Origin of the sequence: Micromonospora humida (assembly GCF_016901255.1) — a bacterium.
GTDB classification, from domain to species: Bacteria; Actinomycetota; Actinomycetes; order Mycobacteriales; family Micromonosporaceae; genus Micromonospora; species Micromonospora wenchangensis.
In genome coordinates this window covers 26,198-53,060 of record NZ_JAFEUC010000007.1, presented here as the reverse complement: position 1 = coordinate 53,060, position 26,863 = coordinate 26,198, and the positions used below count along the sequence as shown (strand labels likewise).

The window sequence follows — 26,863 nt, the reverse complement described above, 5'->3', positions numbered from 1 at the left end:
CGGACCGGCCGCCGTTGACGGTCAGTAGGGGTCGCCCTGGCCGGGGACGCGGCCCCGGAGCAGGCCGGCGGCCCGACCGGGCAGGTCGGCGACGCCGGACATCGGCGGGCCGGCGGTGTGCGCGCCGTCGGCCATCCCGGCGAACAGTTCCCGCAGCGCGGTCACCGCGTCGACCCGCGGCTGCCAGCCGAGTTCGGTCTCGGCCCGCGCGCTGGACATCAGCGGCGCGGCGAGCCCCAGCTCGACCCAGCCCGCGTCCACCGGTTGCAGCCGGCACCGCCAGGTCAGCGCGGCGGCGGCGCGCAGCACCGGGGCGGCCACCGGCACCGTCCAGCCCTTGAAGTGCCGGGCCACCAGCTCCGGGGTCAGCACCGGGTCCGCGGCGACGTTGAACGCGCCGCGCGCCTCACCGAGGACCGCCCGGGCGTACGCGTCGGCGACGTCGTCGGCGTGCACCGCCTGCATCCGCAGCCGCCGGTTGGCCGGTACGAGCGGGATCCGGCCGTACCGCAGCAGCCGCACCGGGGCCAGTGGCCCGAGGAAGTACCTGGTGATCTCGGTGCCGGCGTCCCGTTGGAAGATCAGTCCGGGGCGCAGCCGGACCACCCGCAGCCCCGGCTGGGCGGCCTCGACGGCGTCCAGCATCGCCTCCACCTCGGCTTTGTCCCGGCTGTACGAGGAGCCGGGCACCCCGGTCGCCGGCCACCGTTCGCTGATCGGGTGGTCCTTCGGGCCGGGCGCGTAGGTGCCGACCGACGAGGCGTACACCAGGGCGGGCACTCCGGCCCGGACGGTGGCCTCGGTCACCGCGCGGCTGCCGCCGACATTGGTCCGGTGCAGGGTGCGCTGGTCGTGGCTGGGCTGGATCTGCCAGGCCAGGTGCACCACCGCGTCGGCCCCCGCGACGATCGCGGTGAGCTGGTCGACCGCGCCCGGCGCGCCGATGTCGCAGGAGTGCCACCGCACCCCGGCGTAGGGCGCGCCGGCGTCGGGGCCGGGCAGCCGGCGGGCGATACCGACCAGGTCGAGCCCCGGTTCCCGACCCAGCCGGCGCAGCACCGCCGTGCCCACGTTGCCGGTGGCCCCCACGATCACGATCCGCATGCCGGGTGCGGTACCCGCTGGGCCGTCCGCCAACCCCGCCAGGGCGGATCGTGGGTCAGCCGCCGGCCGGGGTACGGGCCGGACCGTTGTCGACCAGCTTGAACGTGCTGCGCAGCGGCGCGTCGCCCAACTCTTCGAGGATCAGGCCCCGGCTGGGCGAGAACTGGAGGAACGCCGAGTCGTTGCTGATCGCGTATGCGCCCTTGCCCTTGCTGACGATGCTGAACAGCTGCGTCGGCTTCCGCTTGTCGCAGGCCGTCCCCTCGACGGTGAGCGGCGTGCCGTCGCCGGGGTTGACCACCTGCCAGCAGGCCGGGTCGTCGTTGGCGGGGTGGCCGTCGCGCCGGCCGTACGCCTTGATCAGGTACTTGCCGCCGCCGACCGGCGTCGGGACGAACAGTTGGCGTCCGCTGTCGTCGTCGACCTCGACGAGCGTGCCGCCGTCGAGGGCCACCCCGGACTCGGTCGCCTGCACCCGGACGATGGTGACCTCCCGCCTGCCGGACAGCACCCCGCCGGCACCGGCCGTGGCCGACGGCTTCCCGGCGGGTCGGGACGGGCTCGCCGACGTCGGGGGCGCGGTCGGGTCGGGTGCCGTCGTGGCGGTGGGCGTCACCGCGGTGGAGGGCGTCGCCGACCCCGACGGCGTGGCCGTGGCCGACCCGTCGGCGGCCGGCGTGCCGCCGTCCCCGCAGGCCACCAACGCCCCGGAGCACGCCAGCACCGCGACCCCGGTGACCCACTTCAGCTTCGACATCCCCTGCTCCTCCACCGGCGACCCCGCGCGGGTGCGGGGTGTCCACTGCGCTCCACCCGGACGATGGACGCGCCACAGCATCGAACTGGACGCCGGTGACCCCCCGGCGGTTTCCCCGTACCCGGGAGAACCCGAATCTATCTGCGCCACCGCACACCGGGGCCGGCGGCCGGGCGGGCCGTGCCGGGACCGGCTCCGGCGGCGGCGTCCACAGTGACCCGGGTCACGTCAATGTCGCGTTCTTCCATCGACCGTGACCCCTACCAAATGGCTGACCAGTACGAACAGCACGACCGTCCACTGTCGTCGAATCGTGGGCGGGTACGGGTCCGGATAGACGGTAGGGTTGTCACACATCGGCGTCGACCAGTGGCGTAGGACCGCCGCTGTCTGTGGCTTGACCAGGATTGGATACGACGACTTTGGCGCACAAACAGGCCGACCGCGAAGAACCGCGCCGTGCCTCAGACGACCAGGCCGCACCGACGACACCGGGTCGTCGTGCCGGTCGACCGCAGTCGATCAAACGGCGCGTGATCAGGCTGGTGCTCATTCCCAGCGTCGTCGCCCTGGTGGTCTGGCTCGTCGCCTCCGGCTATCTCATCTTCCAGGGTTTCTACAACCGCCAGGTCGCCAACAGCGTCCGGCAGGTGTCGATCCCGGCGGTCTCCGCGTTGTCCTCGATCCAGCAGGAACGGCGGCTGAGCGTCAGCTACCTCACCCAGCCGTCCCGGGATCTCAGCCGGCTCATCGAGCAGCGGCAACAGACCGACCAGCGGGTGGCCACCCTGCGTCCCGCCGCCAACGCCGCGCTGGGCAACGCCCCGGACTCGATCGTGACCCGGTGGGAGACGCTCGCCGGCCTGCTCGACGAATTGGCGAGCGTGCGGAGCACCATCGATTCCCGGTCGGCCAACGGGACGGGTGTCTACGATTTCTACAACCGTCTGCTCGACGCCGCGACCGACCTCTTCGACACCCAGGCGAGAATCGTCCCCGACGCCGCCGCAGCCCAGGGCGGTATCGCGGCGACCGAGGCTTTCCGCGCCAGTGACCTGATGTCCCGGGCCGGTTCGACCATTGACGGCGCTTTCGGTGCCCGTACCCTCAGCCCGCAGGACCATCTCGACTTCACCAACCTGGTCGGGGCCTATCACGCCGGCCTCAACAACGTGGCTCCGCACCTCGAACCGGAAGCCCGGGAACGCTTTGCCGCGATCACCACGAGCGACTCCTGGAAAGAACTCGTCGCGGCAGAAAACGCCCTGGTCAGCAATGGGCCGTGGCGTTCCGGCGTACCGCGTGCCCTGTCGTTCAACCGGGCCCGGTGGGAAGTCCTCACCCGGCAGGTGTCCGACGATCTGATCAACCTGACCGTGGTGCAGGCCGACACGGTCTCGGCGCGGACCCTGCGCACCGGCAACACCCAGCTGTTCACCGCCTCCCTGGGCAGTCTGGTCGCGCTGCTCGTCGTCGTCGCCGCGATCATCTGGGCGATCCGGCAGTCGCAGATCCTGGTGGACCGGGCGTTGTCGGTACGCCTCGCCCAGCTCGGCCGGGACGCCGAGGCGGTGGTCGACAAGCAACTGCCGGCGATGATGGACCGGCTACGCCGACGGGAGAAGGTCGACCTCGCCTCCGAGCTGCCGCTACCGGATTACGGCAGCGACGAGATCGGCCGGGTGGCCGAGGTGATCAACCGGTCGTTGCAGGCGGCGGCGGGTGCGGCGGTCGACGAGGCGAAGACCCGGGCGGCCGGTATCGCGATGCTGATGGGTGTGGCCCGCCGCCCGCAGCGCCCCCTGCAACGCGGCCTGAAGGTCATCGAGGACCTCCAGAACCGGATCGGCGACGAGAAGCTGCTGGCCGAACTGTTCGACATCAACCACCAGCTCACCCAGACCCGCCGGTTCCTGGAGAACCTCGTCATCCTGGCCGGCGGTCAGATCGGCCGCCGCTTCCAGAACCCGGTGCCGGTGCGCCGGGTGCTGCTGGCGGCCTTCGCGGAGGCCCAGCAGTACCAGCGCATCACCCTGCGCAGCGCGCCGGACGTGGCGGTCGCCGGGCCGGCGGTGGCCGGCACCGTCCACCTGATCGCCGAGTTGCTGGACAACGCGCTGGCGTTCTCGCCGCCCGAGACCACGGTCTGGGTGACCTGCATCGAGGTCAAGCGCGGCATCGCGGTGGAGATCGAGGACGCCGGCGTGGGCATGCGGGCGGACGCGTTGGAACGGGCGAACGACCTGCTCGCCACCGCGCCGACCCCGGACGTGACGGCGCTGAAGGACGGCGCGCAGGTCGGCCTGCACGTGGTGGCGGAGCTGGCCAAGCGGGACGGCGTCCAGGTGAGCCTGCGGGCGTCGGCGTACGGCGGCCTGCTGGCGATCGTGCTGCTGCCCGACCGGGTGATCGTCACCGAGTCGTACGTCGCCGAACTGGACCGTACCGACCCGGGCGTCCTGCCGCTCGGCGGCGTCGCCACGGCGATGTCGCGGCCCGGTGTCGGCGCGGTGCTGCCGGTCGGCGGCGGCCGGCGGGAGCTGCACCCGGCCGCCGGGGCCCGACCCACCGCCGTGGCGACCACCGCACCGGGCGGGTCCGGGCGGGCGCCGGCCGGTCCCACCGGGGAGCGACACTCCGACCGCAGCGGGGGCATCATGACCGAGGTTCCGGCGCAGCGTGGCCCGGCCCGTGGCGGTTCGTCCGGCCCGCAGGTCGCCGCCCGGCCGCCCCTGCCGCACCGCCGACCGCAGCAGCACCTCGCCCCCGAGTTGCGCGACGAGGGTCTGCCCGGGCCGAAGCCCGACGCCGCGCCGGCTCCCGCCCGGTCACCCGAGGAGGCCCGGGACCGGTTCAGCAGATACCAGAAGGCCTGGGCCGCCGGCCGGGCGGCGAAAAACGGGGACTCCGCCAGCAGAGACGACCAAGGCAGGAACGTATGACCCACTCGGCATCGCAGAACGATCTGACCTGGATCCTCGACGATCTGGTGGAGGTCCCTGACGTGGTCTACGCGGTCGTCCTGTCCACCGACGGGCTGATCGTGCAGAAGTCCACGTCGCTCCCGCAGGACGCCGGGGAGTTGTTGGCCGCCGGCGCGTCGTCCCTGCACAGCATCGCCGCGGGGATGGGCCGCCGGTTCGACAGCGGCCCCGTCCAACAGGTCATCATCGAGTACGAGGGACGGACGCTGTTCGTCGCCGCCGCCGGCCAGAACGCGCGGCTGGCGGTGCTCTGTGAACAGTCCGTCGACATGGGCACCGTCGCGTACGAGATGAGCCGCCTGGTGACCCGCATCGGTGACTATCTCGGCTCCGAGGCCCGCCTCGACGGCCCTCTACTCACCGACCGACCCGGGTCGAAACCATGAGTCACGATGTGTGGGACGGCGACGACGAGGCGGAGGCCGGCCGGCTGGTGCCGTTGTACATCCTCGTCAACGGGCGGACGAGCCCCCGCAACACCAGCCTCGACCTGGCCACCCAGGTCATCGCCCTGCCGGCCGACCAGAGCCGGCTGGAGCTGGAGTACCGGGAGATCCTCCACCAGTGCACGGGGTGGATCTCCATCGCCGAGATCGGCGCCTACCTGCACCGGCCGCTCGCCATCACCAAGGTGATGGTGGACGTGCTCCATGAGCAGGGGTTTCTGGACATCGGCTCACCGGCGCAGGAGAAGATCGCCGACCGGTGGCTGCTGGAAACGGTTCTCGCCGGCCTGCAGCGGATATAGAAGAGGGACTGATACGCGTGGATCGGAAATCGGTGAAGGTCGTCGTGGCGGGCGGCTTCGGCACCGGCAAGACCACCCTGGTCGGCTCGGTCAGCGAGATCCCGCCACTGGTCACCGAGGAGGTCCTCACCCAGGCCAGCATCGGGGTGGACGACCTCACCGGCGTGGAGGACAAGTCCAGCACGACCGTCGCCCTGGACTTCGGGCGGATCACCATCAGCAACGACGTCGTGCTCTACCTGTTCGGCACCCCGGGTCAGGACCGGTTCTGGTTCATCTGGGACGAGCTGGCCCAGGGCGCGGTGGGGGCGATCGTGCTCGTCGACACCCGCCGGCTCGGCACCAGTTTCCCGGCCGTCGACTATTTCGAGCGTCGGGGCATCCCGTTCGTCGCCGCCGTCAACCGGTTCTTCGGTGAGTGCCCCTACACCGAGGAGGAGATCCGCGCCGCCCTGGAGCTGGACGAGACCGTGCCGCTGCTGTGGTGCGACGCCCGGGACCGGGCCTCCAGCAAGCAGGCGCTGATCGAGCTGGTGCGGCACGCCCTGTCCCGGCTGCCCGCCACCGCCTGAGCGCCCCGGCAGGTCCCGCCCCGCCGGTGTCGGCCGGCTCCGGCCGCGCTGACCGGAGCCGGGCGTACCGGGTTCAGTCGGCGCCGCCGCCCCCCGTCGGGAGCTGCGCCAACCGCACCTTGAAGTGCCGGAGCAGGGGTGGCGACGAGATCACCCGGTAGCCGGGGACCCGGCCGGGTTCCTTGGCGATGTCGGCGAGCACGGCGGCCACGTACTCGAAGTGGGTGTCGGTGTAGACGCGGCGCGGGATGGCCAGGCGCACCAGTTCGAAGGGGGCCGGGGTGACCAGCCGGTGCCGGTCGTCCATCCCGCCGAGGTAGAGCGAGCCCAACTCGGCGCAGCGGATGCCCCCGTCGAGGTAGAGCTGGCAGCCGAGGGCGTGCCCGGGGAACTCCGCCGGGGACAGGTGGGGCAGCAACCGGCCGGCGTTGAGGTAGAGGGCGTGGATGCCGGCGGGTTGCACAGTGTCCACCCCGGCCTCGTTGATCAGCCGGGCCAGCCGGGCGGTGGAGGCGGCCCGTGCCCGCAGGTACGCGGGGTCGACCACCTCGCGCAGCCCCTGGGCGAGCCGTTCGAGGTCGTGGCCGGCGAGCCCGCCGTAGGTGGAGAACCCTTCGGTGGCGATCAGGTTGGCCTCGCACCTGGCGAACAGGTCGTCGTCGCGCAACCCGATGAGCCCGCCGATGGCCGACAGGCCGTCCTTCTTGAGGCTCACCACGCAGCCGTCGGCGAGCCCGAAGGCGTGGGTGGCGATCTGCCGGGGCGTCCAGTCCCGGTAGCCGGGCTCGCGCTGCCCGACCAGCCAGGCGTTCTCGGCGAACCGCGCCGCGTCCAGGAAGAACGGCACGCCGTGCGCGCGGCACAGGTCGCGGACGGCGGTGAGGTTGGCCATCGACACCGGTTGCCCGCCGAGGCCGTTGTTGGTGATCGTGATGAGGACGAGCCCGACCCGGTCGCGTTCCGGTCCGGTGAGCGTGGCGGCCAACGCGTCGAGGTCGATGTCGCCCTTGAACGGGTCCGCGCTGTCGAGGTCGAACGCGGCCGGGCAGGGCAGGTCCCGGGCCTCCGCGCCGGCCAGCGTGACGTTGGCCCGGGTGGTGTCGAAGTGGGTGTTGCTGAGGCAGAGCTGGCCGGGTTCGAGCAGGCTGGTGAAGAGCACGCGTTCGCCGGCCCGCCCCTGGTGCACGGGGAGCAGGTGCGGATATCCGGTGAGGTCGCGTGCCTCGTCGCGGAACCGGAACCAGGAGCGCGCCCCCGCGTAGGACTCGTCGCCGAGCGCGGCGGCGGCCTCCTGCGCGGCCGAGGTGGCCCCGGTGCCGGAGTCCGACAGCAGGTCGATGGTGATCTGGTCGGCGCGCAGCTCGAACGGGTTGTATCCGGCGTCCGCGAGGGCCTCCCGCCGCTGCTGCGGGTCGAGGAAGGGGATCGGTTCGACCACCTTGATCCGGTACGGGGGCAGCATCGCGTAGGCGTCGACGGGCACTGTTCGCTCCTCGATGGACGGTCAGGGGTGTCCCGCGCCGGCTCGGCCGGTCGGGGTGGCCAGCGCCGTGCGGTCGACGGTCAGCGGGCGGCGTACCGGTGGGGTCACCCGGTACGCTTCGGCGGACAGGTAGACGGTCACCCCCGGCCGGGGTGCGCCCAGCCGCAACGACAGGTGCGGGATCAACCCGACGCCGTCGCGCAGCGGCCGTCGGGCCACCGCGGCGAGCGCCCGGTCCAGCAGCGTGTGGCCGAAGCCGTAGCGGTCCAGCACCGCCACCACCCGGTCGTACGCCTCCTCGTCGTCGTCGACGTAGCCGCGGATCGGCACGTAGAGGCTGTAGCCGACCGGCCGGTCGACCCCCTCGACCAGGGTGTAGCTGCCCACCAGGGGAAGACCGGCGAACCGGGTCCGGCCGCCACCGGCCAACTCGACGAACTCGGCGAGCCGGGTCGCGTCCGCGTCGTGGACGATCCCGGCCGCCCGGACGACGTCGCGCACCTCGGCGTCATGGTGGGTCAGGTAGAGCTTGACCCGGGCCTGGGCGTCGTCGTGCAGATCGAGGGCGAAGAACGTCAGCCGGTCCCGACGGCCCAGCTCGCCCGGCCGGATGCCGTGGTCGAGCATCGCCCGGTGGGACCTGCCGAGCCCGAGCCGGTGCAGCGCCTCGGCGATCAGGCCCGGCGCCCGGTCGACCCCCCGCAACTCCGGATTGAGGTAGACCTTGAACTCGGGCCGCCGGCCGCTGCGGAACACCAGTGAGCACCAGAGCGCGAAGGCGCCCTGCGGGTCGTCGGTGGTGAACAGGTCGCTTACCGAGTCCAGCCGGGAGGTGGACAGGCCGGCACGGTGCGCCTGCCGGTCGAGGAACCGTCGGGTGGCGACCATGTTGGCCGACCGGCCGGGTGGTGCGCCCAGGGTCTCGCCGAGAATGCGCACGGTCGGCGGTTCGGTGGCGCTGAAGGCGATGGAGAACTCCACCGGGGTGTGGTCGTCGGCGATGTCGGACGGCCAGCGTGGCGAGGCCGACAACGGCTGTGAACCGGCTGTTCCGAGCAGGCTTTCCAGCAGTCCCACCGGCTCTGCCGCGGCGATTCCGCTGACCTCGCACAATCGCCTCAGCTGGTCGCCCAGACGATCGGAAAGGGACACCTCGTCCATTAATTCTCTCTCCCGATCAGGCTGACGACCAAAAGAGACCCTAGGAAGCATTTCACGACAAGGTCAAGATTGATCACAACTTGCAATGACATAACGGGAGCGAGGCCGGCAAATCACCTCGGTCAATTACCCAGAGTGGCGTACAGGATACGTCACATGGAGTTGACGATTGGCGCGGGGTCGGCCGGGTGCGCCGGGTGGGCCCGGGTCACTGCCGGGCCCGGGGCGGTGAGCTGCCCGGACGGGGCACGCTAGCCTCTGCCGGCATGTCAGCATTCGGCAACTCGCCCAACGTCCTGTTCGCGACGACCGTGACGGCGACCCGGCGGCTGTCGCCCGGGTTCGTCCGGGTGACGCTCGGCGACGAGCGGCTGCGGGAGATGGCCCCGTACCAGCTCGACCAGCGCATCAAGATCATGCTTCCGGTCGACGGCGGCTACCCGGCCGAGCTGCGGGCGGGGCTACCCGAGCAGACGTGGCGACGCGAGTGGCGGGCCATTCCCGGCGACGTGCGCCCGAGGCTGCGCAGCTATACCGCGTACCGCACCCGGCCGCCGGCGGGCGAGCTGGACCTGGACTTCTACCTGCACCAGCCGCACGGCCCGGCGAGCGGCTGGGCGGCGGCGGCCCGGCCTGGTGACCGGCTGCTCCTGTCGGGCCCGCACGTGGCGGCCGACCAACCCGGGTACGGCGTGCAGTGGGAGCCGGGGCCGGCGACGCGGGTGCTGATCGCGGCGGACGAGACGGCGTACCCGGCGGTGCGCGGCATCCTGTCCGGCCTCGGCCCGGGGGTACGGGCGACGGTCCTGCTGGAGGCGGGCGACGCGGCGGACGCCGCCACCCTCGACGACGTGACGGCCGGCCACCGGGTCGAGGTCCGGCTGCGGGGCGACGCCCGGGGCGGGACGACGCTGACCGGGCTGGTGGCCGACTGGCTGGCCGGGTACGGCCGGGCAGCGGCGACGGCGGGGACGGACTTCTACGCCTGGGCAGCTACGGAGAGTAGCAAGATTGCCCTGGTGCGTCGGCTCTTCACCGAGGCGCACGTTGATCTACGGCAGGTGCACACCCAGGGCTACTGGCACGACCGGCCAGCCCGCGAAGAGATCGATGATTAGGTAATGCTAACCTAAACATCGCCGTGAGTAATCACTGTCAGTAGCCAGACGGGAACCTGCACCATGCGCACGCCGACCCCTCGAACAATCCGCCGACGCCTCCTCGCCCTCACCGTCGCCTCGGCGGCCGTGCTCGCCGTGGCCGCCTGCGGCTCCGACGACTCCGACCCGGCGGGCAGCGTCGGCGACACCAGAACCGTCGAACACGCACGCGGCAAGACCGCCGTGCCGAACAAGCCGACCCGGGTCGTCGTCCTCGAACCGGTCCAGCTCGACACCGCCATCGCCCTGGAGCTCACCCCGGTCGGCGCGGCCGTGCTCAACGAGGCCGCCGGCGTGCCCAAGTACCTCGGCGACAAGGCCGCCGGCATCACCACCGTCGGCACCGTCCAGGAACCCAACGTGCAGAAGATCGCGGCCCTCAAGCCTGACCTGATCATCGGCACCGAGTCCCGGCACTCCGCCCTCTACCAGCAGCTCACCGACGTCGCCCCGACCGTGTTCATGGCCTCCCAGGCCGACCCGTGGCAGGACAACGTCAGGTTCACCGCGACCACGCTCGGCGGCGCGGACTCCGCCGACAAGCTCCTCGCCGGCTTCCAGCAGCGGTGCGCGGACATCGCCAAGAAGTTCGGCACCGCCGGGAAGACCGCGCAGCTCATCCGCCCCCGCGACGGCGTCCTCACCCTCTACGGCCCCACCTCGTTCGCCGGCAGCGCACTGGAGTGCGTCGGCTTCACGACCCCCGAGCGCGACTGGGAGAACTCCATCTCGGTCGACGTCTCCCCGGAACGGGTGCTGGAGGCCAAGGCCGACCACGTCTTCGTCACCACCGTCGACGTCAACGACCGCAGCACCATCCCCGCCTCGGTCACCGCCAACGCCGCCGCCTTCCCCCGCCTGCACCTCGTCGACCAGTCGTTCTGGATCACCGGCGTCGGCACGGTCGGCGGGAAGGTCGTCCTCGACGATCTCGAACGCATCCTCACCGCGTCGAGTTGACCGCCACCACACCCGCCCGCGCGGTACGGCCGGACACCGGCCGTACCGCGCGTCGCCGTACCACCAGGCGGTGGCTGGTCGGCGCGGTCGTCGTACTCGTGGGATCGCTGGTGTTGTCGGTCTTCGTGGGCGCGAACCCGGTGCCCCCGGCGGACGTCTGGGCGGCGCTGCGGGGCGCGGGCAGCGACACCGCGCAGTACGTCGTCTGGGGGCAGCGCCTCCCGCGCACCCTCGCCGGGCTGCTCGTCGGAGCCGGGCTCGGGGTCGCGGGCGCGCTGATGCAGGCGTTCACCCGCAACGCGCTCGCCGAACCGGGCATCCTCGGCGTCAACGCCGGTGCCGCCGCGTTCGTCGCCGCCGGCATCGCCTTCTTCGGGATCACCTCGCCGGCCGGCTACATGTGGCTCGCCCTGCTCGGCGCGCTCCTGGTCGCCGTCGCCGTGTACGCCGTCGGCGGCGCCGCCGACCTGCGGGCCACCCCCACCCGGCTGCTGGTGACCGGGGTGGCGACCGGTGCCGTGCTCGCCGGCCTGACCACCGGGATCACCCTCACCCACCCCGACACCTTCGACCGGATGCGCGGCTGGAACGCCGGCAGCCTGCTCGAACGCGACACCGCCGTGGTGCTGCCGGTGCTGCCGCTGATCGTGGCCGGGCTGCTCGCCGCGCTGGTCGCGGCCCGCAGCCTCAACGCGCTCGCGCTCGGCCCCGACCTGGCCGCCGCCCAGGGCGTCAGCCTGGTCCGGACCCGGCTGCTCGTGCTCGGCGCGGTTACCCTGCTCGCCGGTGGGGCGAGCGCCATCGCCGGTCCCATCTCGTTCGTCGGGCTCGTGGTGCCGCACCTGGTGCGCTGGGGTGTCGGCACCGACCAGCGCAGGATCCTCGCCGGGTCCCTGCTGGCCGGCGGGATGCTGGTGCTGCTGGCCGACGTGCTCGGCCGGATCGCCGTCCTGCCCAGCGAGATGCCCGTCGGCATCGTCACCGCGTTCGTCGGTGCGCCCATGCTGATCGCGCTCGCCCGACGCCGACGGGCGACCGCGCTGTGAGCCGGCCGGTCCGCCGCACCGCCGGGGGTCGCCGGCTGTTGCTCGGCACCGACCACCGGCACGTGACCGTCGGCGTACGCGAAGCCGCCATCTGCGCCGCCGCCGCGCTCGTCGTCGCGGCGCTGGCGGTGCTCGGCCTCTGGCTGGGTGACTTCCCGCTGCGCCTCGACGAGGTGCTCGGCGTGCTCGGCGGCCGGATCGACGGGCTGACCCGCACCGTCGTACTGGAGTGGCGGCTGCCCCGCATCGCCGCCGCCGTCGCCTTCGGCGCGGCGCTCGGCGTCGCCGGGGCGATCTTCCAGACCATCACCCGCAACCCGCTGGCCAGCCCGGACATCATCGGCCTGGCGAACGGGTCGTTCACCGGCATGCTGATCGCCCTGCTGCTGCTCGGCGGCGGCTGGCACCTGCTGATGCTCGGCTCACTCGCCGGCGGCCTGCTCGCGGCGCTGGCGATCTACCTGCTCGCCTACCGGGACGGGCTCTCCGGGTTCCGGTTCATCGTCGTCGGGGTGGGCGTCTCCTCGATGCTCGCCGCCACCAACACCTGGCTGCTGCTGCGCGCCGACCTGGAGACGGCGCTGTTCGCCGCCGCCTGGGGTGCCGGTTCGCTCAACGCGGCCACCGCCGACGTGGTCTGGCCGGCCGCCGCGATCATCCTGGTGCTGCTGGCGGTCACCCCACTGTGGGCGGCGGCCCTGGCCCAGCTCGAACTGGGCGACGACGTCGCCGCCGCCAGCGGAGTCGCGGTCGAGCGCAACCGCGCCGTCCTCGTGGTCATCGCGGTCGCCCTGGTCAGCGCGGTCACCACCGTCGCCGGCCCGATCTCCTTCGTCGCCCTGGCCGCCCCGCAGATCGCCCGCCGGCTCGTCCGGGCCCCCGGCCTGCCGCTCGCCGCCACCGCCGGGGTCGGGGCGCTGCTGCTGCTCGGCGCCGACCTGATCGCCCAGCACGTGATCCCGCTGACCGTGCCGGTGGGGGTGGTCACGGTCACCCTCGGCGGCGCGTACCTGCTCTGGCTGCTCGTCCACGAGATCAGGAGGACCCGATGGTCGACCAGCTGACCGCGCGGCTGCGGGCCGAGAACGTCACCCTCCGGTACGACCAGCGCACCGTCAGCGCCGACCTGTCCTTCGCCGTGCCCGACGGCTCGTTCACCGTGCTCATCGGGCCCAACGCGTGCGGCAAGTCGACGCTCCTGCGCGCCCTCTCCGGGCTGCTCCGCCCCGCCGAGGGTCGGGTCACGCTCGACGGAGCGGACCTGGTCACCCTGCCGGCGAAGGAACGCGCCCGGCGGATCGCGCTGCTGCCGCAGACCATGACCGCGCCCGAGGGGATCACCGTCCGCGAGCTGGTCGGCCGGGGCCGCTACGCCCACCAACGGGTGCTGCGCCGCTTCTCCCACGCCGACGAGGAGGCCGTCGAGTCGGCGCTCGACTCCACCGGCACCACCGACCTGGCCGACCGGCGGGTCGACGAACTCTCCGGCGGGCAACGCCAACGGGCCTGGATCGCCATGGTGCTCGCCCAGGAGACGCCCCTCGTCCTGCTCGACGAGCCCACCACCTACCTGGACGTGGCACACCAGATCGACGTGCTCAACGTGCTGCACCGCCTGGTCACCCGGGGACGCACCGTGGTGGCCGTGCTGCACGACCTCAACCACGCCGCCCGGTACGCCACCCACCTGGTGGCGATGCGCAACGGCCGGATCGTGGCCGAGGGGCACCCGGCGTCGACCGTCGGTGCGGGGCTCGTCGCCGAGGTGTTCGGGATGCCGAACCAGGTGGTCCCCGACCCGGTCACCGGGGCGCCCATGGTCGTACCGGCCGACACCCGGGAACCGGCCGCCGGATGAGGTGGGCGACGGCGGCCCGGTCTCCGGGGCCGCCCGCAGGCGTACCCGACCGGGAGGGCGTGGTCGGGTAACCTGTGGGCGAACGGGCCGCTAGCTCAATGGCAGAGCTGAGGACTTTTAATCCTTAGGTTCAGGGTTCGAGTCCCTGGCGGCCCACTCTTCACCGCCTCTGAGCTGGGAACGCGCCAGATGAAGATCGTCGGGCACGGCCAGGGCACAACTCAAACGTCGTCTGATTCACGTATTTTGTGTATGCCGCGCACGGTCTTCGCCGGATTCGGCGCGTAGCAGTCGAAGACGTAGCCTTCGGTCAGATAGTCGGGGTCCTTGTCTGGCCTTTCGACGTCGCCGGTGTTCAGCCGCGCCTCGGCGATCTCCCGCTTCGTCGGGTTCTGGTGAACCCGGTAGCCTCGCTCCGCGACCGTGTCGGTGCACGCGTTCTCCAACTCCAGCGATCGCCGCACGCCCTCGTCCTCCTGCGGCGGGATCCGCGTACACCGTCCGGTCGGTAACAACAGCCACCTGGACGGCGGCCAGCCCGGTGATCGTCTCCTGCGATGTGACCCCGCGTGGCACGGCCGTAGCGGCCTTCGTCGCTCCCCGATCAACCGGGGGCGCCGGCCAGGCCGCCCTGGATCTCCGCGATGGCACTGCCGACTCACGTCAGCCCCGCCGTCACCGCAACGAAGCCCGCCCCCACAGCCCCGCACCGCCACCTCCTGCGCCTGATCGCGGGCAAGCGGCCGCCAGACCCGGCGCACGCTCGACATCCGCCGAGAGCGCCCGCGACTGACCGGTGATTTTCTCGATATGCGGTACGAAGCCGACTCTCCGATCGAAGACAGAGACCGCATTCGACGCGAAACTACCGGGACGCCACCGCGACCGCCAGAACGCCCATCGATAGCGAATATGCAGCGGGGTATTGCGGCTGGCAATGTGCTGCGACAATCAGAGTCTCATATGGAGGGTGCGATGACCGGGGTGGAGTTGATCCTGGCAGCTTTGGCGGCTGCAGCGACTGCGGGTGCCACCAGCGCGGTGCAGGACGCTTACGGTGGGCTGAAGGACCTGCTGGCCAGGAGATTGCACGGTCGTGAGCAGGCGGTGCGGCGGCTGGACGGGCGAGCCACCGACCCGGGGGTGCGGCGGGCCCGCCTCGGTGAGGACCTACAGGCTGTCGGCGCAGACACCGATGAACGGATTCTCACAGCAGCGCGGGCGGTGCTGGCACAGGCGGACCCCACAGGAGCCCGAGCCGGCGTCTACAACGTGGCCGCGAACTACGGAGCGGTGGGGCAGTTCTACGCACCGGTGACGTTTCAGCAGGGGGCGTCGGTCCCCCCAGTCTCACCGGGGACGGTGTAGGGCCTTCCGTTCCCGGTGCCGACGCCCCATGGGTTGCGGTCACGGCCAACTCTGGTGCCGCCGGGGTGTTCCATGCGCCGGTGACAATCAACGGCCGCGCCCCGGTGAAGTGGCCGCATCAGGTTGGAGTGGTGCCGGCAGAGGCACACTGCAGGCAGGAACGCGCGGCCGACCGCATTCTCGAGACGGCGGTGGCCAGCCACGGTGCGGTGGTGTGTCAGGTGGTGGCTGGACTCGGCGGGGTCGGCAAGACTCAGCTCGCCGCTGGCTTGGCCCATCGCCTGTTCGGAAGCGGCAGCCTGGACCTGCTGGTGTGGGTGTCCGCGACATCGCGCTCGGCGGTGGTCACCAGCTACGCTCAGGCCTTCGCTGACACCACCGGCGTTGATGGCCCCAGCTCGGACCATGCTGCCGGTCGGTTCCTGGCCTGGCTGGCCACCAGCCAACGCCGATGGTTGATCGTCCTAGACGACGTCACCGACCCCAACGACCTGCGCGGTCTATGGCCACCGAACACCAGGTCGGGACGCACCGTGGTGACCACTCGCAGCACCGACAGCGCCCTGATCGCCGGCCGACGCCGTATCGACGTGAACGTCTTCACCTCCGACGAGTCCGCCGCCTACCTGGCCGCGAAGCTCGGGTGTCATCCGTTCAGGCTCGATGAGGCCGTCGGCCTCGCCGACGACCTCGGGCATCTACCCCTGGCGTTGGCGCAGGCCGGCGCGTATATCATGGACCGCACGAGCATGACCTGCGCCGGCTACCGTCGACGTCTCGTCGACCGCCGTCGATGTATGGCCGAACTGGCTCCCCGGGCTTTGCCGGACGACTATCCCCACACCGTTGCCGCTACCTGGTCGCTATCCATCGATCGGGCCGATACCTTGCCCCCAACCGGCCTGGCGCGACCGGTACTGGAACTCGCCGCCCTGCTGGACGAGAACGGGATTCCCGTCACCGTGTTCACTTCTCGTGCCGTCCGGACCTACCTGAAGATACGTACCGGTGAACCGGTCGAGGACGGTGACGTCACCGACGCACTAGAAAACCTTGTCCAATTCAGTCTTGCAACGATCGCCCCGGGTGCCGGCACCGTCCGGGTTCATGGACTTCTACAACGGGTCGTCCGGGAAGCCTGCGGCGATCACATCGACGTTCTGGCTGTGACCGCAGCCAACGCCCTACACGAGATCTGGCCGCAGATCGAACGCGACTGGGAGCACTCTCAAACCCTGCGCGCCAATACCGCCGCCTTGGTTACCTACACGAGGCACCTACTGTGGACTCACGGCGCTTACCAGGTCCTGTTTGACCTTGGCCGCAGCCTTGGTGTCACCGGCCAAGCCGCCGCAGCGGCGGCGTACTTCCACACCCTGCACAACACCGCCAGCGGACACCTCGGCCCTGACCACCCGACTACCCTGACCAGCCGTAACGACCTTGCCTCCTGGCGCGGTGAGGCTGGAGATCCGGCCACTGCCGTTGCGACCTGCCAGGAGCTTCTCGCCGATCGACTACGGGTGCGCGGCCCCGACGACCCGGGCACTCTGATCACCCGTCACGCCCTCGCCTACTGGCGCGGTCGGGCTGGCGATCCGGCGGGTGCCGTAGTCGGTTTTGCGGAACTACTCTCCGACCGGATACGGGTCCTCAAGGCCGACCACCCGCATACCCTGCTCACTCACCTCGACCTGGCCTACTGGCGTGGTCAGGCCGGCGACCCGGCGGGTGCCGTCGTTGCCTGCGAAGCACTGCTTCCCGACTTCATCCGGGTCCTCGGTTCCGACAATCTGCATACCCTGACCGCCCGCCGCAACCTCGCCTACTGGCGTGGTCAGGCCGGCGACCCGGCGGGTGCCGTCGTTGCCTGCGAAGCACTGCTTCCCGACTTCATCCGGGTCCTCGGACACGATTACCCGGATACCCTGACCGTCCGCCTCGACCTCGCCTCCTGGCGTGGTGAGGCCGGGGATCCGGCGGGCGCGCTCGCTGCCCACGAAGACCTGCTCGGCGTTCGGAAACGGATCCTCGGAGCCGATCACCAAGCGGTCCTGACCACCCGCAACGACCTCGCCCACTGGCGCGGTCAGGCCGACGACCCGGCAGGCGCCGTCGCCGCCTACGAGGCACTGCTTCCAGACCTTCTGCGGGTCCTCGGAAGCGACCACCCGGATACCCTCATCGCCCGCTGCAATCTCGCGTCCTGGCGTGGTGAAACCGGGGATCTGGCAGGTGCCGTCACCGCCTTCGAGGATCTACTCCCCGATCTCCTCCGGGTCTTTAAAGCCGACCACCCGAACATCCCACTCGTCCGCGACAGCCTTGAATTCTGGCGCGAGGCCCTGTATTGAGGAACTGCTGGCCGACTGGTTGCGGGTTCCTCGCTCCGACCACCCCAATACCCCGCGCACCCGCAGCACCTTGTCCGCTGGCGCCACCGAGCTACTACGGTGGGGACCGCAAGTAACTCCAGGCGTGAGGGGCGATCCGGACCGCAACTGGCCCGGGTCCCCCGAGGCCGGCGACGACCTGCCCGAACATGGCTTCCGGCACCCGATGCCCAACTGCCGCTGCTCGATCCGGCCAGGGCTGACGACACCAGATCGTCGGGTGCTCCACGGGTGCTCGTATGTCGCCGACGCGAACGGATTCACGGCGCGGATCCTGGACGTCGACCTCGACCACCCACCGTTCACCACGCCTCACCGAGTACACCTGGCGTGGAACAGCGCGAATGCGGCCGGACAGTGCGGCGACACGGTAACGTCAGAAGTGACATCCACCGATCCGGAGGACGCCGTGAAGGCTGGTTCCCCGCACGTGAGGTCAGCAGCCTGGATCGTTGTGTCAGCCTTGGCCCTGTCCGCCTGCGGAGGTCCTGCCCGCACCGAGGTCGACGTGGAGATCCGCCTCAATTCGTGTGACACCCGGAAGGCGAGTTGCCTCGCGCTGGGGCTGTCCGAAGCCGAGATCTCGCTGGTGGATGTCGATGGACAGGTCATCGCCTCCGGAAGATCCGACGACGCGGGAAAGTTGGTGCTGGCGACCGGGGGTGCCATGGGTGAGGCGCGGGTGGTCGCCGTGTCCCCGCTCATCGAAGGTGGCCGGAAAGAGGCCAGTCTCGTTCTCCCCCACGCGGGGGAGACGACGAACATCACCATTATGGCCAACGGATCATCGACGTCACCCCCGTAGTCGACCCACTTGCCGAGACCCGTAGGAGCGGACCGGATCCCCGCCCTACCACTTGCTTTCCCGAGAAACGTCGCGATCCGTCGATGACGCCGCGAGTTCCGCCGGCAAGAAGAGCGGAGCACGCCCCGGTGAGCGTTCCGGCCCGGAAGAACGCGCCGCATCCCGCCGTGCCGACCGCCGGACGCACCGTGGGGTGACGCGAAGAGCGTTCGGGCCCGAATGGGGGAATCACGGCCCGATGTCCATCGTGGGCGTACGTCACACTCGGCGCTCGGGCCGACCGGGCCGAGGGGCACCCGGTCGACTGCGGCCGGTCCTCGGGCACCCACCACGGGCGGAGCGTGAGCAGGCCCGGGCGGACAACGTCGTACCGCCGCCCGGTGACGCGGAACGGGGACAATTGCTGAGCGCGATGGCCAGCGACGCCATCCGGGCCAGCCTGGAACGCCACTTCGGGGTGAAGCTGGCCTTCCAGAACTGCCACCGGATCGTCAGCGGGCGCACTCCGCGCAGGTGCCGAAGATCTCGAAGGTGTGCCCGACCTCGGTGAAGCCGTGCTGGGCGGCGACCTGGTCGGCCCACCGCTCGACCGCCGGCCCGGCCACCTCGACGGTGCTGCCGCACCGGCGGCAGACCAGGTGGTGGTGGTGCCGGCTCTGGCTGCACCGGCGGAACAGCTGCTCGCCGCCGGGCAGCCGGGTGGAGTCGATCTCCTGGGCGTCGACGAGCAGTTGCAGGGTGCGGTAGACCGTGGTCAACCCGACCCGGGCCTTGCGGGCCAGCAGCATCTGGTGCAGCTGCTGCGCGGTGTGGAAACCGTCGACCTCGCGCAGCAGCGCCAGCACCTCACCGCGCTGACGCGTGTTCCGGGTCACGTTCGGCATCGCCTGGGTCACCGTACCGCCGTCTCCGCTCGTCGCCCCGGCCCCGCCGGCGGCCGTCGCTGCTCCCCGCCTCCGCCGGTCCACGCGGAGGCCGTACCCATTATGCGCTGCGGATACGGGCACCCCACGGCCCGAGGCGGGCCCGGGGGGACGACGACCGCCGGAGGCGGGTCAGGCCACGGCCGCGACCGTGGTGAGGGCCGCGTGCCGCGACCGGGCGACCACCGCAAGCTCGGTGGCCGGCACCAGCTCGTACTCGGGCACCCCGGCGCGCAGCACGGTGAGCAGCTTCTGCCCGGTCACGGTGCAGGTCCTGCCCCGCGCCGCGAGCAGCGCCGGCACGTCCGCGAACGAGCCGGTCGCCACCACCGCGCCGGCCACCCGCAGGGTGGCCAGGCCCTCGGCGGCGAGCACCGCCTCGACGGCGTCCGGGTCGTCGCCGGTGAGCACCACCGAACGGGCGTCGGCCACCACCGCGTACGCCGGGTCACCGGTCGGGCCGATCACCGAACCGACCCGGAAGTCACCGGTGTTCAGTCGGCAGGTGACCGTCACACCGTGCCGGGCGGCCAACTCGACGGCCCCGGAGTGCAGCACCTTCGCGCCGGCCCGCGCCATGGTCACCACGTCGGCGTACGCCAGGGTCGGCAGCAGTCGCGCCGCCGGGACCTGCCGGGGGTCGGCGTCGTACACGCCCTCGACGTCGGAGTGGATGTCGCAGCCCGGCAGCCGCAGCGCGGCGGCGACCGCGACGGCGGACAGGTCGGAGCTGTTCTTGCCCAGCCAGGTGGGGCGCTGGTGGGCGTCGGCCGCCTGACCGCCGGGCAGCACCAGCGCGTCGGCGGCGGCGAGGTGCCCGTGCAGGTAGACCGGGTCGACACCGGTGAGCGCGGCGGCCTGCCCACCCGCCGGGCTGCTGGCCAGACCGATGTGGTGCGGCGGCAGCAGTTCGGCGCGCAGACCGGCGCGTTCCAGCGCGATCCGCAGCAGGGCCGCGCCGACCGTGTCGGCCAACGGCAGCAGGCCGAGCAGGGCCGGGCTGCTGACCTCGGGATGCAGTTCGGTGGCGAGGCGACGCAGTTCCTCGGTGGCCCCGGGCATCCCGCTGGTGACGACCACCAGTTTCTCGCCGTCGCGGACCCGCCCGGCGAGGTGGGCGGCGACGGTGTGGAAGTGCTCCGGACCGGCGAAGCTGGAACCGCCGAACTTGACCACCCGTACCCGGCTCACCGGACCCCCCTCGCCACCAGCACCTCGGCGATCTGCACCGCGTTCAGCGCGGCGCCGATCCGCAGGTTGTCCGCCACCAGCCAGAACGCCACCCGGTTCGGGTGCTCCGGGTCGACCCGGATCCGCCCGACGTGCACCAGGTCGGCGTCGTCGAGGGTGCGCGGGGTCGGCGGCCGGTCGGTCCACACCCGGACCTCGGGCTCGCCGGCCAGCAGCGCGGCCAGCTCACCCGCGTCGACCGGCGCGTCGCAGTCCACCACCACGGTCTCGCTGTGCCCGTTGAGCACCGGCACCCGGACGCAGGTGGCGGTCACGTCCAGCGTCGGATCGCGGAGGATCTTGCGACTCTCCTGCCGCATCTTCTGCTCCTCCAGCGTGAAGCCGTCGGCGAGCAGGGTGTCGATCAGCGGGATCACGTTGTAGGCAAGCGGCACCCCGAACGCCTCGACCGGGCCCGTCCGGGTCGGGTCGTCGGTCGCGGCGGCGGCCTGGGCACGCAGTTCCGCCATTCCCCGGTTACCCCGGCCGGAGGCCGCCTGGTAGGTGCTGACGGTGACCCGGCGCAGGCCGTACCGCTGACGCAGCGGAGCGAGCAGGCGCACCAGGGGAATGGTGGAGCAGTTCGGGTTGGCGATGATGCCGCTGTCCGGCCGCCGGTGCAGCACGTCCGGGTTGACCTGCGGCACCACCAGCGGCACGTCCGCCGCCATCCGGAACGCGTTGGTGTTGTCGATGACCAGGGCACCCTGGGCGGCGGCGCGACGGGCGTGCCGTTCGCTGACCCCGGTGCCGGCGGAGAAGAACGCCAGCCGTACGGCGGAGAAGTCGTACCGGTCGAGGTCGTGGACGGTGGCGGTGCCGCCCGGCACGTCGATGCGCTGCCCGGCGGAGCGCGCCGACGCCACCGGCACGCACTCGCCGACCGGGAAACCCCGCTGGACGAGCAGGTCGATCAGGGTACGACCCACCGCGCCGGTGGCCCCGACGACGGCGATCGGCACCGCGACGCCGGTGGCGGCCCGCAGGTCGGTCGCGGGGAGAGCGGGGGTGTCGGTGGAGGATGTCACGTCAGCCCTGCTTTCGAAGGACGGAGTGGGGTGACCCGGCCTCGTCGACGGTCACCAGAGGAGTGGGTGCCCCGGTCGCCACCGGCACCTCGGCCGGCACGGGCACCGCGGGCCCGGTCGACGCGTCGCCGGGCGCGGGGTTCGGGCGGCGGACGGCCAGCGGTTGCCAGCGCAACGTCACCCCGAGACTGGACAGCACGATCAGCACGATGCCGACGATCTCGGCGAGGGTGGGCCGGTGGGCGTAGACGACGACGTCGCAGACGATCGCCACCGCCGGGTTCACGAACGCCACCACGGCGATGGTGGAGCTGGGCAGGTGCGGGACGGCGGAGTAGAGCAGGTGGTAGAGCACGCCGGTGTGGAACACCCCGAGCACCGCCAGCCAGATCCAACTGCTCGCACCCGGTGCCGGCAGTGCCGCGAAGCGGACGAACGGCAGCAGCAGCGGAATGCCGATCAGCACCTGGATCAGTGCGGTGATCTGCGGCCGTACCCCCTTGAGCTGCTTCGCGGCGATGGTGGCCAGGGCGTAGAGGACGGCGGCGGCCAGCGCGTTGAGGATGCCCAGGAGCTGCCGGGAGTCCAGTCCCCCGCCGCGCAGCGCCGTCCACAGTTCGGTGGTCAGCACCAGCCCGACGAAGGCCAGCACCACCCAGCCGACGTTGGCCCGGGTGAGCCGTTCCTTGAACAGCAGCGCGCCGAGGAACAGCACGTAGAACGGCTGGGTGTGGTAGACGACTGTGGTGATGGTGATCGACGTCTGCTCGAACGAAGAGAACAGGAACACCCAGTTGAACACCAGGCAGACCCCGCCACCGGCGGCGAGCAGCAGGTTGCGCCGGGTCAGCCCGGTGTTGCGGAAGTAGCCGCCGACCAGGCAGGCCACGGCGAGGGCGACCGCGCCCAGCACGCACCTGGCGAAGACCACGTTGAACGCCGGCTGCCCGGATTCGAGGACGAACACCCCGATCGTGCCCCAGCCCGCCATCGCGACGATGATCTGGACCATCGGTGTCCTGCTGCTGCGGTGGTTCTCCATGGTGTCCCTTCCGGTTGCGGTCGCCGCCCCCTCGGCTGCGGCCGTGCTCAGGCGAACGGCGGGGCGTACATCAGGCCGCCGCGCGTCCACAGGTCGTTGAGGCCGCGGGGCACGTCGAGACCGCTGGCCGCGCCGAAGCTGCGGTCGTACACCTCGCCGTAGTTGCCGACCTGACCGACGGCGTCGCCGATCCAGGTCTGCGGCAGGCCGAGCGTGTCGCCGAGGCGGGCCTGCGCGTCCAGCAGCGCCGACGCGGCACCCTGGCCGACGGTGGCCGAGGTCAGGCCCTCCTCCTCGGCGGCGATCAGCGCGAAGATGATCCACCGGACCGTCTTGAGCCAGTGCGAGTCACCGTCGGCGACCGCCGGGCCCATCGGCTCGCGGGAGATCAGCTCGGGCAGGACGACGTGGGCGTCGGGGTCCGGCAGCCGGGTCTTCTCGGCCGCCAGCACCACCCCGTCGCAGACGTACGCGTCGACCGCGCCGTCGCGGTAGCCGACGAGCGCGTCCGCCGCGTCCGGGTACGGCACCACCTCGACCTCGGCGCCCAGCGGCGTGTAGTAGCGGGCGAGGCTGGCGGCGCTGCTGGTGCCGCCGAGCACCCCGATCCGGCGTCCGGCGAGCTGCGCGGCGGCGGTGACACCGGCCGCCCGGGGCACCAGGAACGCCCCGCCGTCATAGCAGGTGGTGGCGACGAAGGTGGCCCCGAAGCCGGCCTCCCGGCTCACCGTCCAGGTGGCGTTGCAGGTGAGCAGGTCGATGTCGTCGCCGGCGAGGGCGGGCATCCGCTGGTCCGGGGTCAGCGGCACGAACTCGACCGCGTTGGCGTCACCGAGCACGGCGGCGGCCACCGCACGGGCCGTGTCCACGTCCAGGCCCTGCCACCGGCCGTCGGTGTCGGGGGCGGACAGGCCACGGATGCCGGTGCTCACCCCGGCGCGCACCGCGCCGTGGCGGCGGACCCGGTCGAGGCGGGCGGTCGTGCTGGTCAGGACCGAGGTCATCGGGTCTCCCTGTCAACGGGCCGGGCTCAGGGCCGGCGTGGTCGGCTCGGTGGTCGGGGCGTCGAAGCGGCGCTGGTTGAAGGCGAGCATGTCGATCAGTTCGGCCGAGCCGAGGTCGGCGGCGTGGCCGGTGGCGGGCCGCAGCGGCATCCGCCCGGTGCGGGTCCAGCGCAGCGTCCCGTCGGGTTCGACCCGGCTGCGGGCCTGGTTCGCGTTCTCCGGGTGCAGGCAGAACGGCACGTCGAGCAGGCCGGTGCCGAACGCCGCGGCGAGGGCGGCACCGGGCTCGGGGTGCAGGTCGAGCACGGCCTCGACGAGCAGCCGCGCCTCCGCGTACGCCGGGGAGGCGGCCGGGTCGAAGGACCGCCGGGTCGGTGCGGCGCAGCGGGCCGCCTGGGTGGCGGCGAACTCCAGGGCGGCGACGTTCTCCGCGACGGTGGGGATGCGGAACGCCTCGGCCGAGGTCTTGACGATCAGCCGGGCGGCCCCACCGGCCACGGCGAGCCGGACGCTCTCCGCCAGGATCTCGGCGGCACCGGCCGGCGTGCGGGGGAACAGCCCCATGAACGTGTAGACCACCAGGTGCACGTCGCAGTCGGGCAGGAACTCGGCGGCCAGGTGTCGCAGGGCCAGCAGCGCGTCCAGGTCCTGCCCGGGGTTGGTCTGCTGGGCGAAGCTGAGCGACAGGCTGCGTACCCCGTGCCGCCGGAAGAACAGGCCCTCCAGGATGCCCAGCGCGACGAGCAGGGACGGCGGGCAGAGCTGGCCGAGCATGCAGCCGGCGAAGCTCTCCAGGTGGGCGCCCCGCCCGTCGCCCACGGTGGCGAGCAGTTCGCAGCAGGCCGCCCACTCGTCGATCGCCGCCCGCAACGGCACCCGGCTGTAGGGCAGGCAGTACGAGACGGGCCCGCCCTCGGTGGCGTCGAGGCCGGCGTCGAGCAGGGCGTGGAAGATGCCCAGCGGCAGCGCCGAGCCGTGTCGTACCTGGACCGGGAAGTCGTCGGCGGCGATGTCCTCCAGCATCGCCCGGGTCATCACCGCCCCGTGCGCGACCAGTGGATAGCCGTTGAGGTCGTGGCCGTGCACCAGGGCACGGGCGGCGCTGGCGTGGTCGCCGACCCGGGTGAAGCTGTCCAGGGTGAGGGTGCCGGCGGTGGTGGCCCGGGCGGCACGGACGGCGAGCAGGCCGCCGCGCATCTGTTCGGTGGTGGCGAAGCCCATCCGGGGCTGCACCACCAACCGACCGGCGGCCTGGTTGTCGGCCACGTACGACGCGAACCGTCCCCGGGTCACACCGGGCTCGCGGCCAGGTGCGGGCGGGCGTGCAGGGTGTGCAGGTGGGCGCGGAAGTCGTCGACGGCCCGGTCGCCGACGAAGACGCCGGTGTACCCGGCGTCGAGCAGGGCGGGCACGTGCCGTTCGTCGGCGGACCCGGCCACCCCGAGGTTGCCGCCGATCACGACGGGGGTGGTGTGGTCGTGCCGGCGCAGCCGGCGGACCAGTTGCTCGCCCTCGACCGCGCCGTGGCCGTTGACGGTGCTGACCACGACCAGGTCGGGCGTGTGCCGCAGGTGGGCGGCGACGAGGTCGTCGATCGGCGTGCAGGCGCCGAGGTTGACCACCCGGAAGCCGTGCTCCTCCAGCAGCAGGTGGAGGTAGACCAGGTTCCAGGTGTGCGAGTCGGAGGGAATGGTGGACAGGACAGCGACCGGTGCGTTGGCCGTTGAGAGGCGCATGCCGAACTCCAGGACACTTCGCTAGCGGATAATCGTCACGGAAAATGGGCACGACTGGTCCGCCGCAGCCTCCGGGCGGAAGCTCGGCGAAAGCCGTTCCATGGTCAGAGAAAGATGATCTGGCTAGCGCAGGCCCGCCATTGCATTGAACACCGCAACTCCCCGTAAGTGGGTGTCTCACACATCTGTCGGTGGCCGAGTCTAGGACGCGACCAGAACCCTGACAAGCAATGTCCCGGTTGACTTCCGGCGGGTCGCCGTCGGTGGATACGGACGGTAGTCAAATCGCCACCGGTGCTCCGCGCACGGCCCACCCGCGCCACCTGCGGGCCACTCCCCACCAGCACCGCCCGCCGGGCAGGCCGCCACCCGCAGTGGCGCAGGGTGATCGAAGCAATCTATCCCGACATCCCACATCATGGGAGATAGGCGACTGTGCGGCCCTCGACACCCGACGACCACCCGCTGCGGAGTGACCCAGATCATTCCCGCCATCGATCGCTCCCCCGCCGCTCACCCAGGGATCCCGGATCGTCGATCCGACACGTGTTCGGCTCACCCGGAGGCACCCGACCGAACCGGGAAACCGCCGCCACCGATCACCCTTCCCGCATCGCGGGACACTTGAACAGGTCAATTGATGACTGCGGGTCACGGACGACGTCCCACCGATGGCCTGGGGATAGATAAGGCACGATGGCCTGCCACACACGGTGACGGGTCGACCCGGGGCGAAGAGATGCATTGCACGGCCCCCGCAACCGACCTATGGTCTACCCGCACGCCTGATCGACAGTGATCAGTGCGGCACTCATAGTCACCGGCGCCGCCGCGTCACGGGGGTCCCCCGCACCGCGCGCAGCCGACGAACATCCGGTCGTCGTCGACCGTCCCCGTGCCGTCGCCGCCATTGTGCGGTGACCCGGCACGCCCTCGGGAGGAGGTTTCCGTGGTGAGTGCGAAAGGCCATCGCGAATTGTTCGCGGTGCACGGTGAAATCGAGGTGAACGCCACCCGTCAGCACATCTACGAGGTGGTCAGCGACCTGGCGGGCAGCGGTCGGTGGAGCCCGGAATGCCGGGGCGGAAAATGGATCTCCGGCACTCCCGGCACGGTCGGTGCGGTGTTCCGGGGCGACAACGTGCGCAGCGACGACGTGGTGCCCTGGGCCCCGGTGGTCCGCGGCGAGTGGCAGACCTCCGCCGAGGTGGTCCGCGCCGAACCCGGCCGGGTGTTCGCCTGGGCGATGCGCAACAGCGCCGGCGAACGACAGGAGAGCGTCTGGTCGTACGAGATCGACGCCGCCCCGGGCGGCAGCCTGCTCATCCACCGGTTCCGGATGGGCGCGGCGACCGAGGGCATCCGGGGCATCACCGCCGACCTCGACGCCGAGGCCACCGAGCGGTTCTTCACCCAGTGGACCGAGAAGCTGCGCGGCGACATCGGGCTGACCCTCGCGCGGCTGAAGACCTACCTCGAACAGCCCTCCGGAGGACGGTAG

24 protein-coding genes, 1 tRNA gene and 2 pseudogenes are annotated in these 26,863 nt (G+C 71.6%); 15 read left to right on the top strand and 12 right to left on the bottom strand.

Features of this window, described 5'->3' with window-relative positions:
• Positions 1–21: 21 nt before the first annotated feature.
• Together JQX11_RS15620 and JQX11_RS15615 are read right to left on the bottom strand one after the other, a co-directional pair.
• Complete coding sequence (locus JQX11_RS15620) at positions 22–1,104, bottom strand: NAD-dependent epimerase/dehydratase family protein (protein ID WP_204925691.1); 1,083 nt, start codon at positions 1,102–1,104, stop codon at positions 22–24.
• 55 nt (positions 1,105–1,159) lie between these two features.
• Positions 1,160–1,861, bottom strand: a complete 702-nt coding sequence (locus JQX11_RS15615; RefSeq protein WP_204925690.1) for a RodZ family helix-turn-helix domain-containing protein — start codon at positions 1,859–1,861, stop codon at positions 1,160–1,162.
• Between the two features lie 533 nt (positions 1,862–2,394).
• Here JQX11_RS15615 and JQX11_RS15610 point away from each other — a divergent pair.
• The 4 genes from JQX11_RS15610 to JQX11_RS15595 are packed head-to-tail and all read left to right on the top strand — an operon-like array spanning position 2,395 to position 6,165.
• Positions 2,395–4,803 (top strand): sensor histidine kinase, encoded by a 2,409-nt coding sequence (locus JQX11_RS15610; RefSeq protein ID WP_307826206.1) that lies wholly within the window; start codon positions 2,395–2,397, stop codon positions 4,801–4,803.
• Entirely contained in the window at positions 4,800–5,231 is a 432-nt protein-coding gene (locus JQX11_RS15605; RefSeq protein WP_204925689.1) for a roadblock/LC7 domain-containing protein, read from the top strand. Before JQX11_RS15610 ends, JQX11_RS15605 begins: the two co-directional genes overlap by 4 nt.
• On the top strand, positions 5,228–5,593 hold the full coding sequence (locus JQX11_RS15600; protein ID WP_204925688.1) for a DUF742 domain-containing protein: 366 nt from the start codon (positions 5,228–5,230) through the stop codon (positions 5,591–5,593). Before JQX11_RS15605 ends, JQX11_RS15600 begins: the two co-directional genes overlap by 4 nt.
• Before the next feature lie 11 nt (positions 5,594–5,604).
• Positions 5,605–6,165, top strand: coding sequence for a GTP-binding protein (locus JQX11_RS15595; RefSeq protein ID WP_169733023.1), 561 nt, complete (start codon positions 5,605–5,607; stop codon positions 6,163–6,165).
• Positions 6,166–6,238: 73 nt separating this feature from the next.
• Here the strand turns inward: JQX11_RS15595 and JQX11_RS15590 are convergent, their stop codons facing one another.
• Together JQX11_RS15590 and JQX11_RS15585 are read right to left on the bottom strand one after the other, a co-directional pair.
• Positions 6,239–7,648 (bottom strand): tryptophanase, encoded by a 1,410-nt coding sequence (locus JQX11_RS15590; protein WP_307826205.1) that lies wholly within the window; start codon positions 7,646–7,648, stop codon positions 6,239–6,241.
• Positions 7,649–7,669: 21 nt separating this feature from the next.
• A complete protein-coding gene (locus JQX11_RS15585) occupies positions 7,670–8,725 on the bottom strand; it encodes a tryptophan dimethylallyltransferase family protein (RefSeq protein WP_307826204.1) in 1,056 nt (351 codons plus the stop codon).
• Between the two features lie 350 nt (positions 8,726–9,075).
• Between JQX11_RS15585 and JQX11_RS15580 the strand changes: the two genes are divergently transcribed.
• The 6 genes from JQX11_RS15580 (at position 9,076) to JQX11_RS15555 (ending at position 13,989) form a co-directional block, all read left to right on the top strand.
• Positions 9,076–9,927, top strand: coding sequence for a siderophore-interacting protein (locus JQX11_RS15580; RefSeq protein ID WP_204925686.1), 852 nt, complete (start codon positions 9,076–9,078; stop codon positions 9,925–9,927).
• A gap of 63 nt (positions 9,928–9,990) precedes the next feature.
• On the top strand, positions 9,991–10,929 hold the full coding sequence (locus JQX11_RS15575; RefSeq protein WP_204925685.1) for an ABC transporter substrate-binding protein: 939 nt from the start codon (positions 9,991–9,993) through the stop codon (positions 10,927–10,929).
• Positions 10,926–11,975 carry a FecCD family ABC transporter permease gene (locus tag JQX11_RS15570; protein WP_232377957.1) on the top strand — a complete coding sequence of 350 codons (1,050 nt, stop codon included), beginning with the start codon at positions 10,926–10,928 and terminating at the stop codon, positions 11,973–11,975. The genes JQX11_RS15575 and JQX11_RS15570 overlap by 4 nt, the downstream gene beginning before the upstream one ends.
• Positions 11,972–13,039: a FecCD family ABC transporter permease gene (locus tag JQX11_RS15565; protein ID WP_204925684.1), complete on the top strand. Its 1,068-nt coding sequence runs from the start codon at positions 11,972–11,974 to the stop codon at positions 13,037–13,039. The genes JQX11_RS15570 and JQX11_RS15565 overlap by 4 nt, the downstream gene beginning before the upstream one ends.
• Positions 13,036–13,833, top strand: a complete 798-nt coding sequence (locus tag JQX11_RS15560) for an ABC transporter ATP-binding protein (RefSeq protein ID WP_204925964.1) — start codon at positions 13,036–13,038, stop codon at positions 13,831–13,833. Before JQX11_RS15565 ends, JQX11_RS15560 begins: the two co-directional genes overlap by 4 nt.
• Positions 13,834–13,917: 84 nt before the next feature.
• Positions 13,918–13,989 (top strand) — tRNA-Lys (locus JQX11_RS15555).
• 95 nt (positions 13,990–14,084) lie between these two features.
• Here JQX11_RS15555 and JQX11_RS15550 read toward each other — a convergent pair.
• Positions 14,085–14,297, bottom strand: a pseudogene (locus tag JQX11_RS15550) (CdiA C-terminal domain-containing protein); the annotation flags it as partial.
• Between the two features lie 511 nt (positions 14,298–14,808).
• Here JQX11_RS15550 and JQX11_RS15545 point away from each other — a divergent pair.
• From JQX11_RS15545 to JQX11_RS33600, 4 genes and pseudogenes are all read left to right on the top strand, one after another.
• Positions 14,809–15,201 (top strand): Het-E N-terminal domain-containing protein, encoded by a 393-nt coding sequence (locus tag JQX11_RS15545; RefSeq protein WP_204925683.1) that lies wholly within the window; start codon positions 14,809–14,811, stop codon positions 15,199–15,201.
• An 80-nt stretch (positions 15,202–15,281) separates the two neighbouring features.
• Entirely contained in the window at positions 15,282–17,555 is a 2,274-nt protein-coding gene (locus tag JQX11_RS15540) for a tetratricopeptide repeat protein (protein WP_204925682.1), read from the top strand.
• Positions 17,556–17,679: 124 nt separating this feature from the next.
• On the top strand, positions 17,680–18,399 hold the full coding sequence (locus JQX11_RS15535) for a hypothetical protein (RefSeq protein WP_204925681.1): 720 nt from the start codon (positions 17,680–17,682) through the stop codon (positions 18,397–18,399).
• Positions 18,400–18,637: 238 nt separating this feature from the next.
• Positions 18,638–18,901, top strand: a pseudogene (locus JQX11_RS33600) (SCO5389 family protein); the annotation flags it as partial.
• Here JQX11_RS33600 and JQX11_RS15525 read toward each other — a convergent pair.
• The 7 genes from JQX11_RS15525 to JQX11_RS15495 form a co-directional block, all read right to left on the bottom strand.
• Complete coding sequence (locus tag JQX11_RS15525) at positions 18,891–19,283, bottom strand: Fur family transcriptional regulator (protein WP_145917370.1); 393 nt, start codon at positions 19,281–19,283, stop codon at positions 18,891–18,893. The pseudogene JQX11_RS33600 and the gene JQX11_RS15525 overlap by 11 nt on opposite strands.
• Positions 19,284–19,454: 171 nt before the next feature.
• Positions 19,455–20,513 carry an amino acid kinase family protein gene (locus tag JQX11_RS15520; protein WP_204925680.1) on the bottom strand — a complete coding sequence of 353 codons (1,059 nt, stop codon included), beginning with the start codon at positions 20,511–20,513 and terminating at the stop codon, positions 19,455–19,457.
• A complete protein-coding gene (locus JQX11_RS15515; RefSeq protein ID WP_307826203.1) occupies positions 20,510–21,580 on the bottom strand; it encodes an aspartate-semialdehyde dehydrogenase in 1,071 nt (356 codons plus the stop codon). Before JQX11_RS15515 ends, JQX11_RS15520 begins: the two co-directional genes overlap by 4 nt.
• Before the next feature lies 1 nt (position 21,581).
• Entirely contained in the window at positions 21,582–22,592 is a 1,011-nt protein-coding gene (locus JQX11_RS15510; RefSeq protein WP_204925679.1) for a DMT family transporter, read from the bottom strand.
• 77 nt (positions 22,593–22,669) lie between these two features.
• Positions 22,670–23,626: an amino acid ABC transporter substrate-binding protein gene (locus JQX11_RS15505; protein ID WP_204925678.1), complete on the bottom strand. Its 957-nt coding sequence runs from the start codon at positions 23,624–23,626 to the stop codon at positions 22,670–22,672.
• A 12-nt stretch (positions 23,627–23,638) separates the two neighbouring features.
• Positions 23,639–24,919: a methylaspartate mutase gene (locus JQX11_RS15500; protein WP_204925677.1), complete on the bottom strand. Its 1,281-nt coding sequence runs from the start codon at positions 24,917–24,919 to the stop codon at positions 23,639–23,641.
• The gene (locus tag JQX11_RS15495) at positions 24,916–25,362 is read right to left on the bottom strand and encodes a cobalamin B12-binding domain-containing protein (RefSeq protein ID WP_204925676.1); all 447 of its coding nucleotides are present in this window, start codon (positions 25,360–25,362) and stop codon (positions 24,916–24,918) included. Before JQX11_RS15495 ends, JQX11_RS15500 begins: the two co-directional genes overlap by 4 nt.
• Positions 25,363–26,257: 895 nt before the next feature.
• On the opposite strand from JQX11_RS15495, the gene JQX11_RS15490 reads away from it, so the two are divergent.
• The gene (locus JQX11_RS15490; RefSeq protein WP_307826202.1) at positions 26,258–26,863 is read left to right on the top strand and encodes an SRPBCC family protein; all 606 of its coding nucleotides are present in this window, start codon (positions 26,258–26,260) and stop codon (positions 26,861–26,863) included.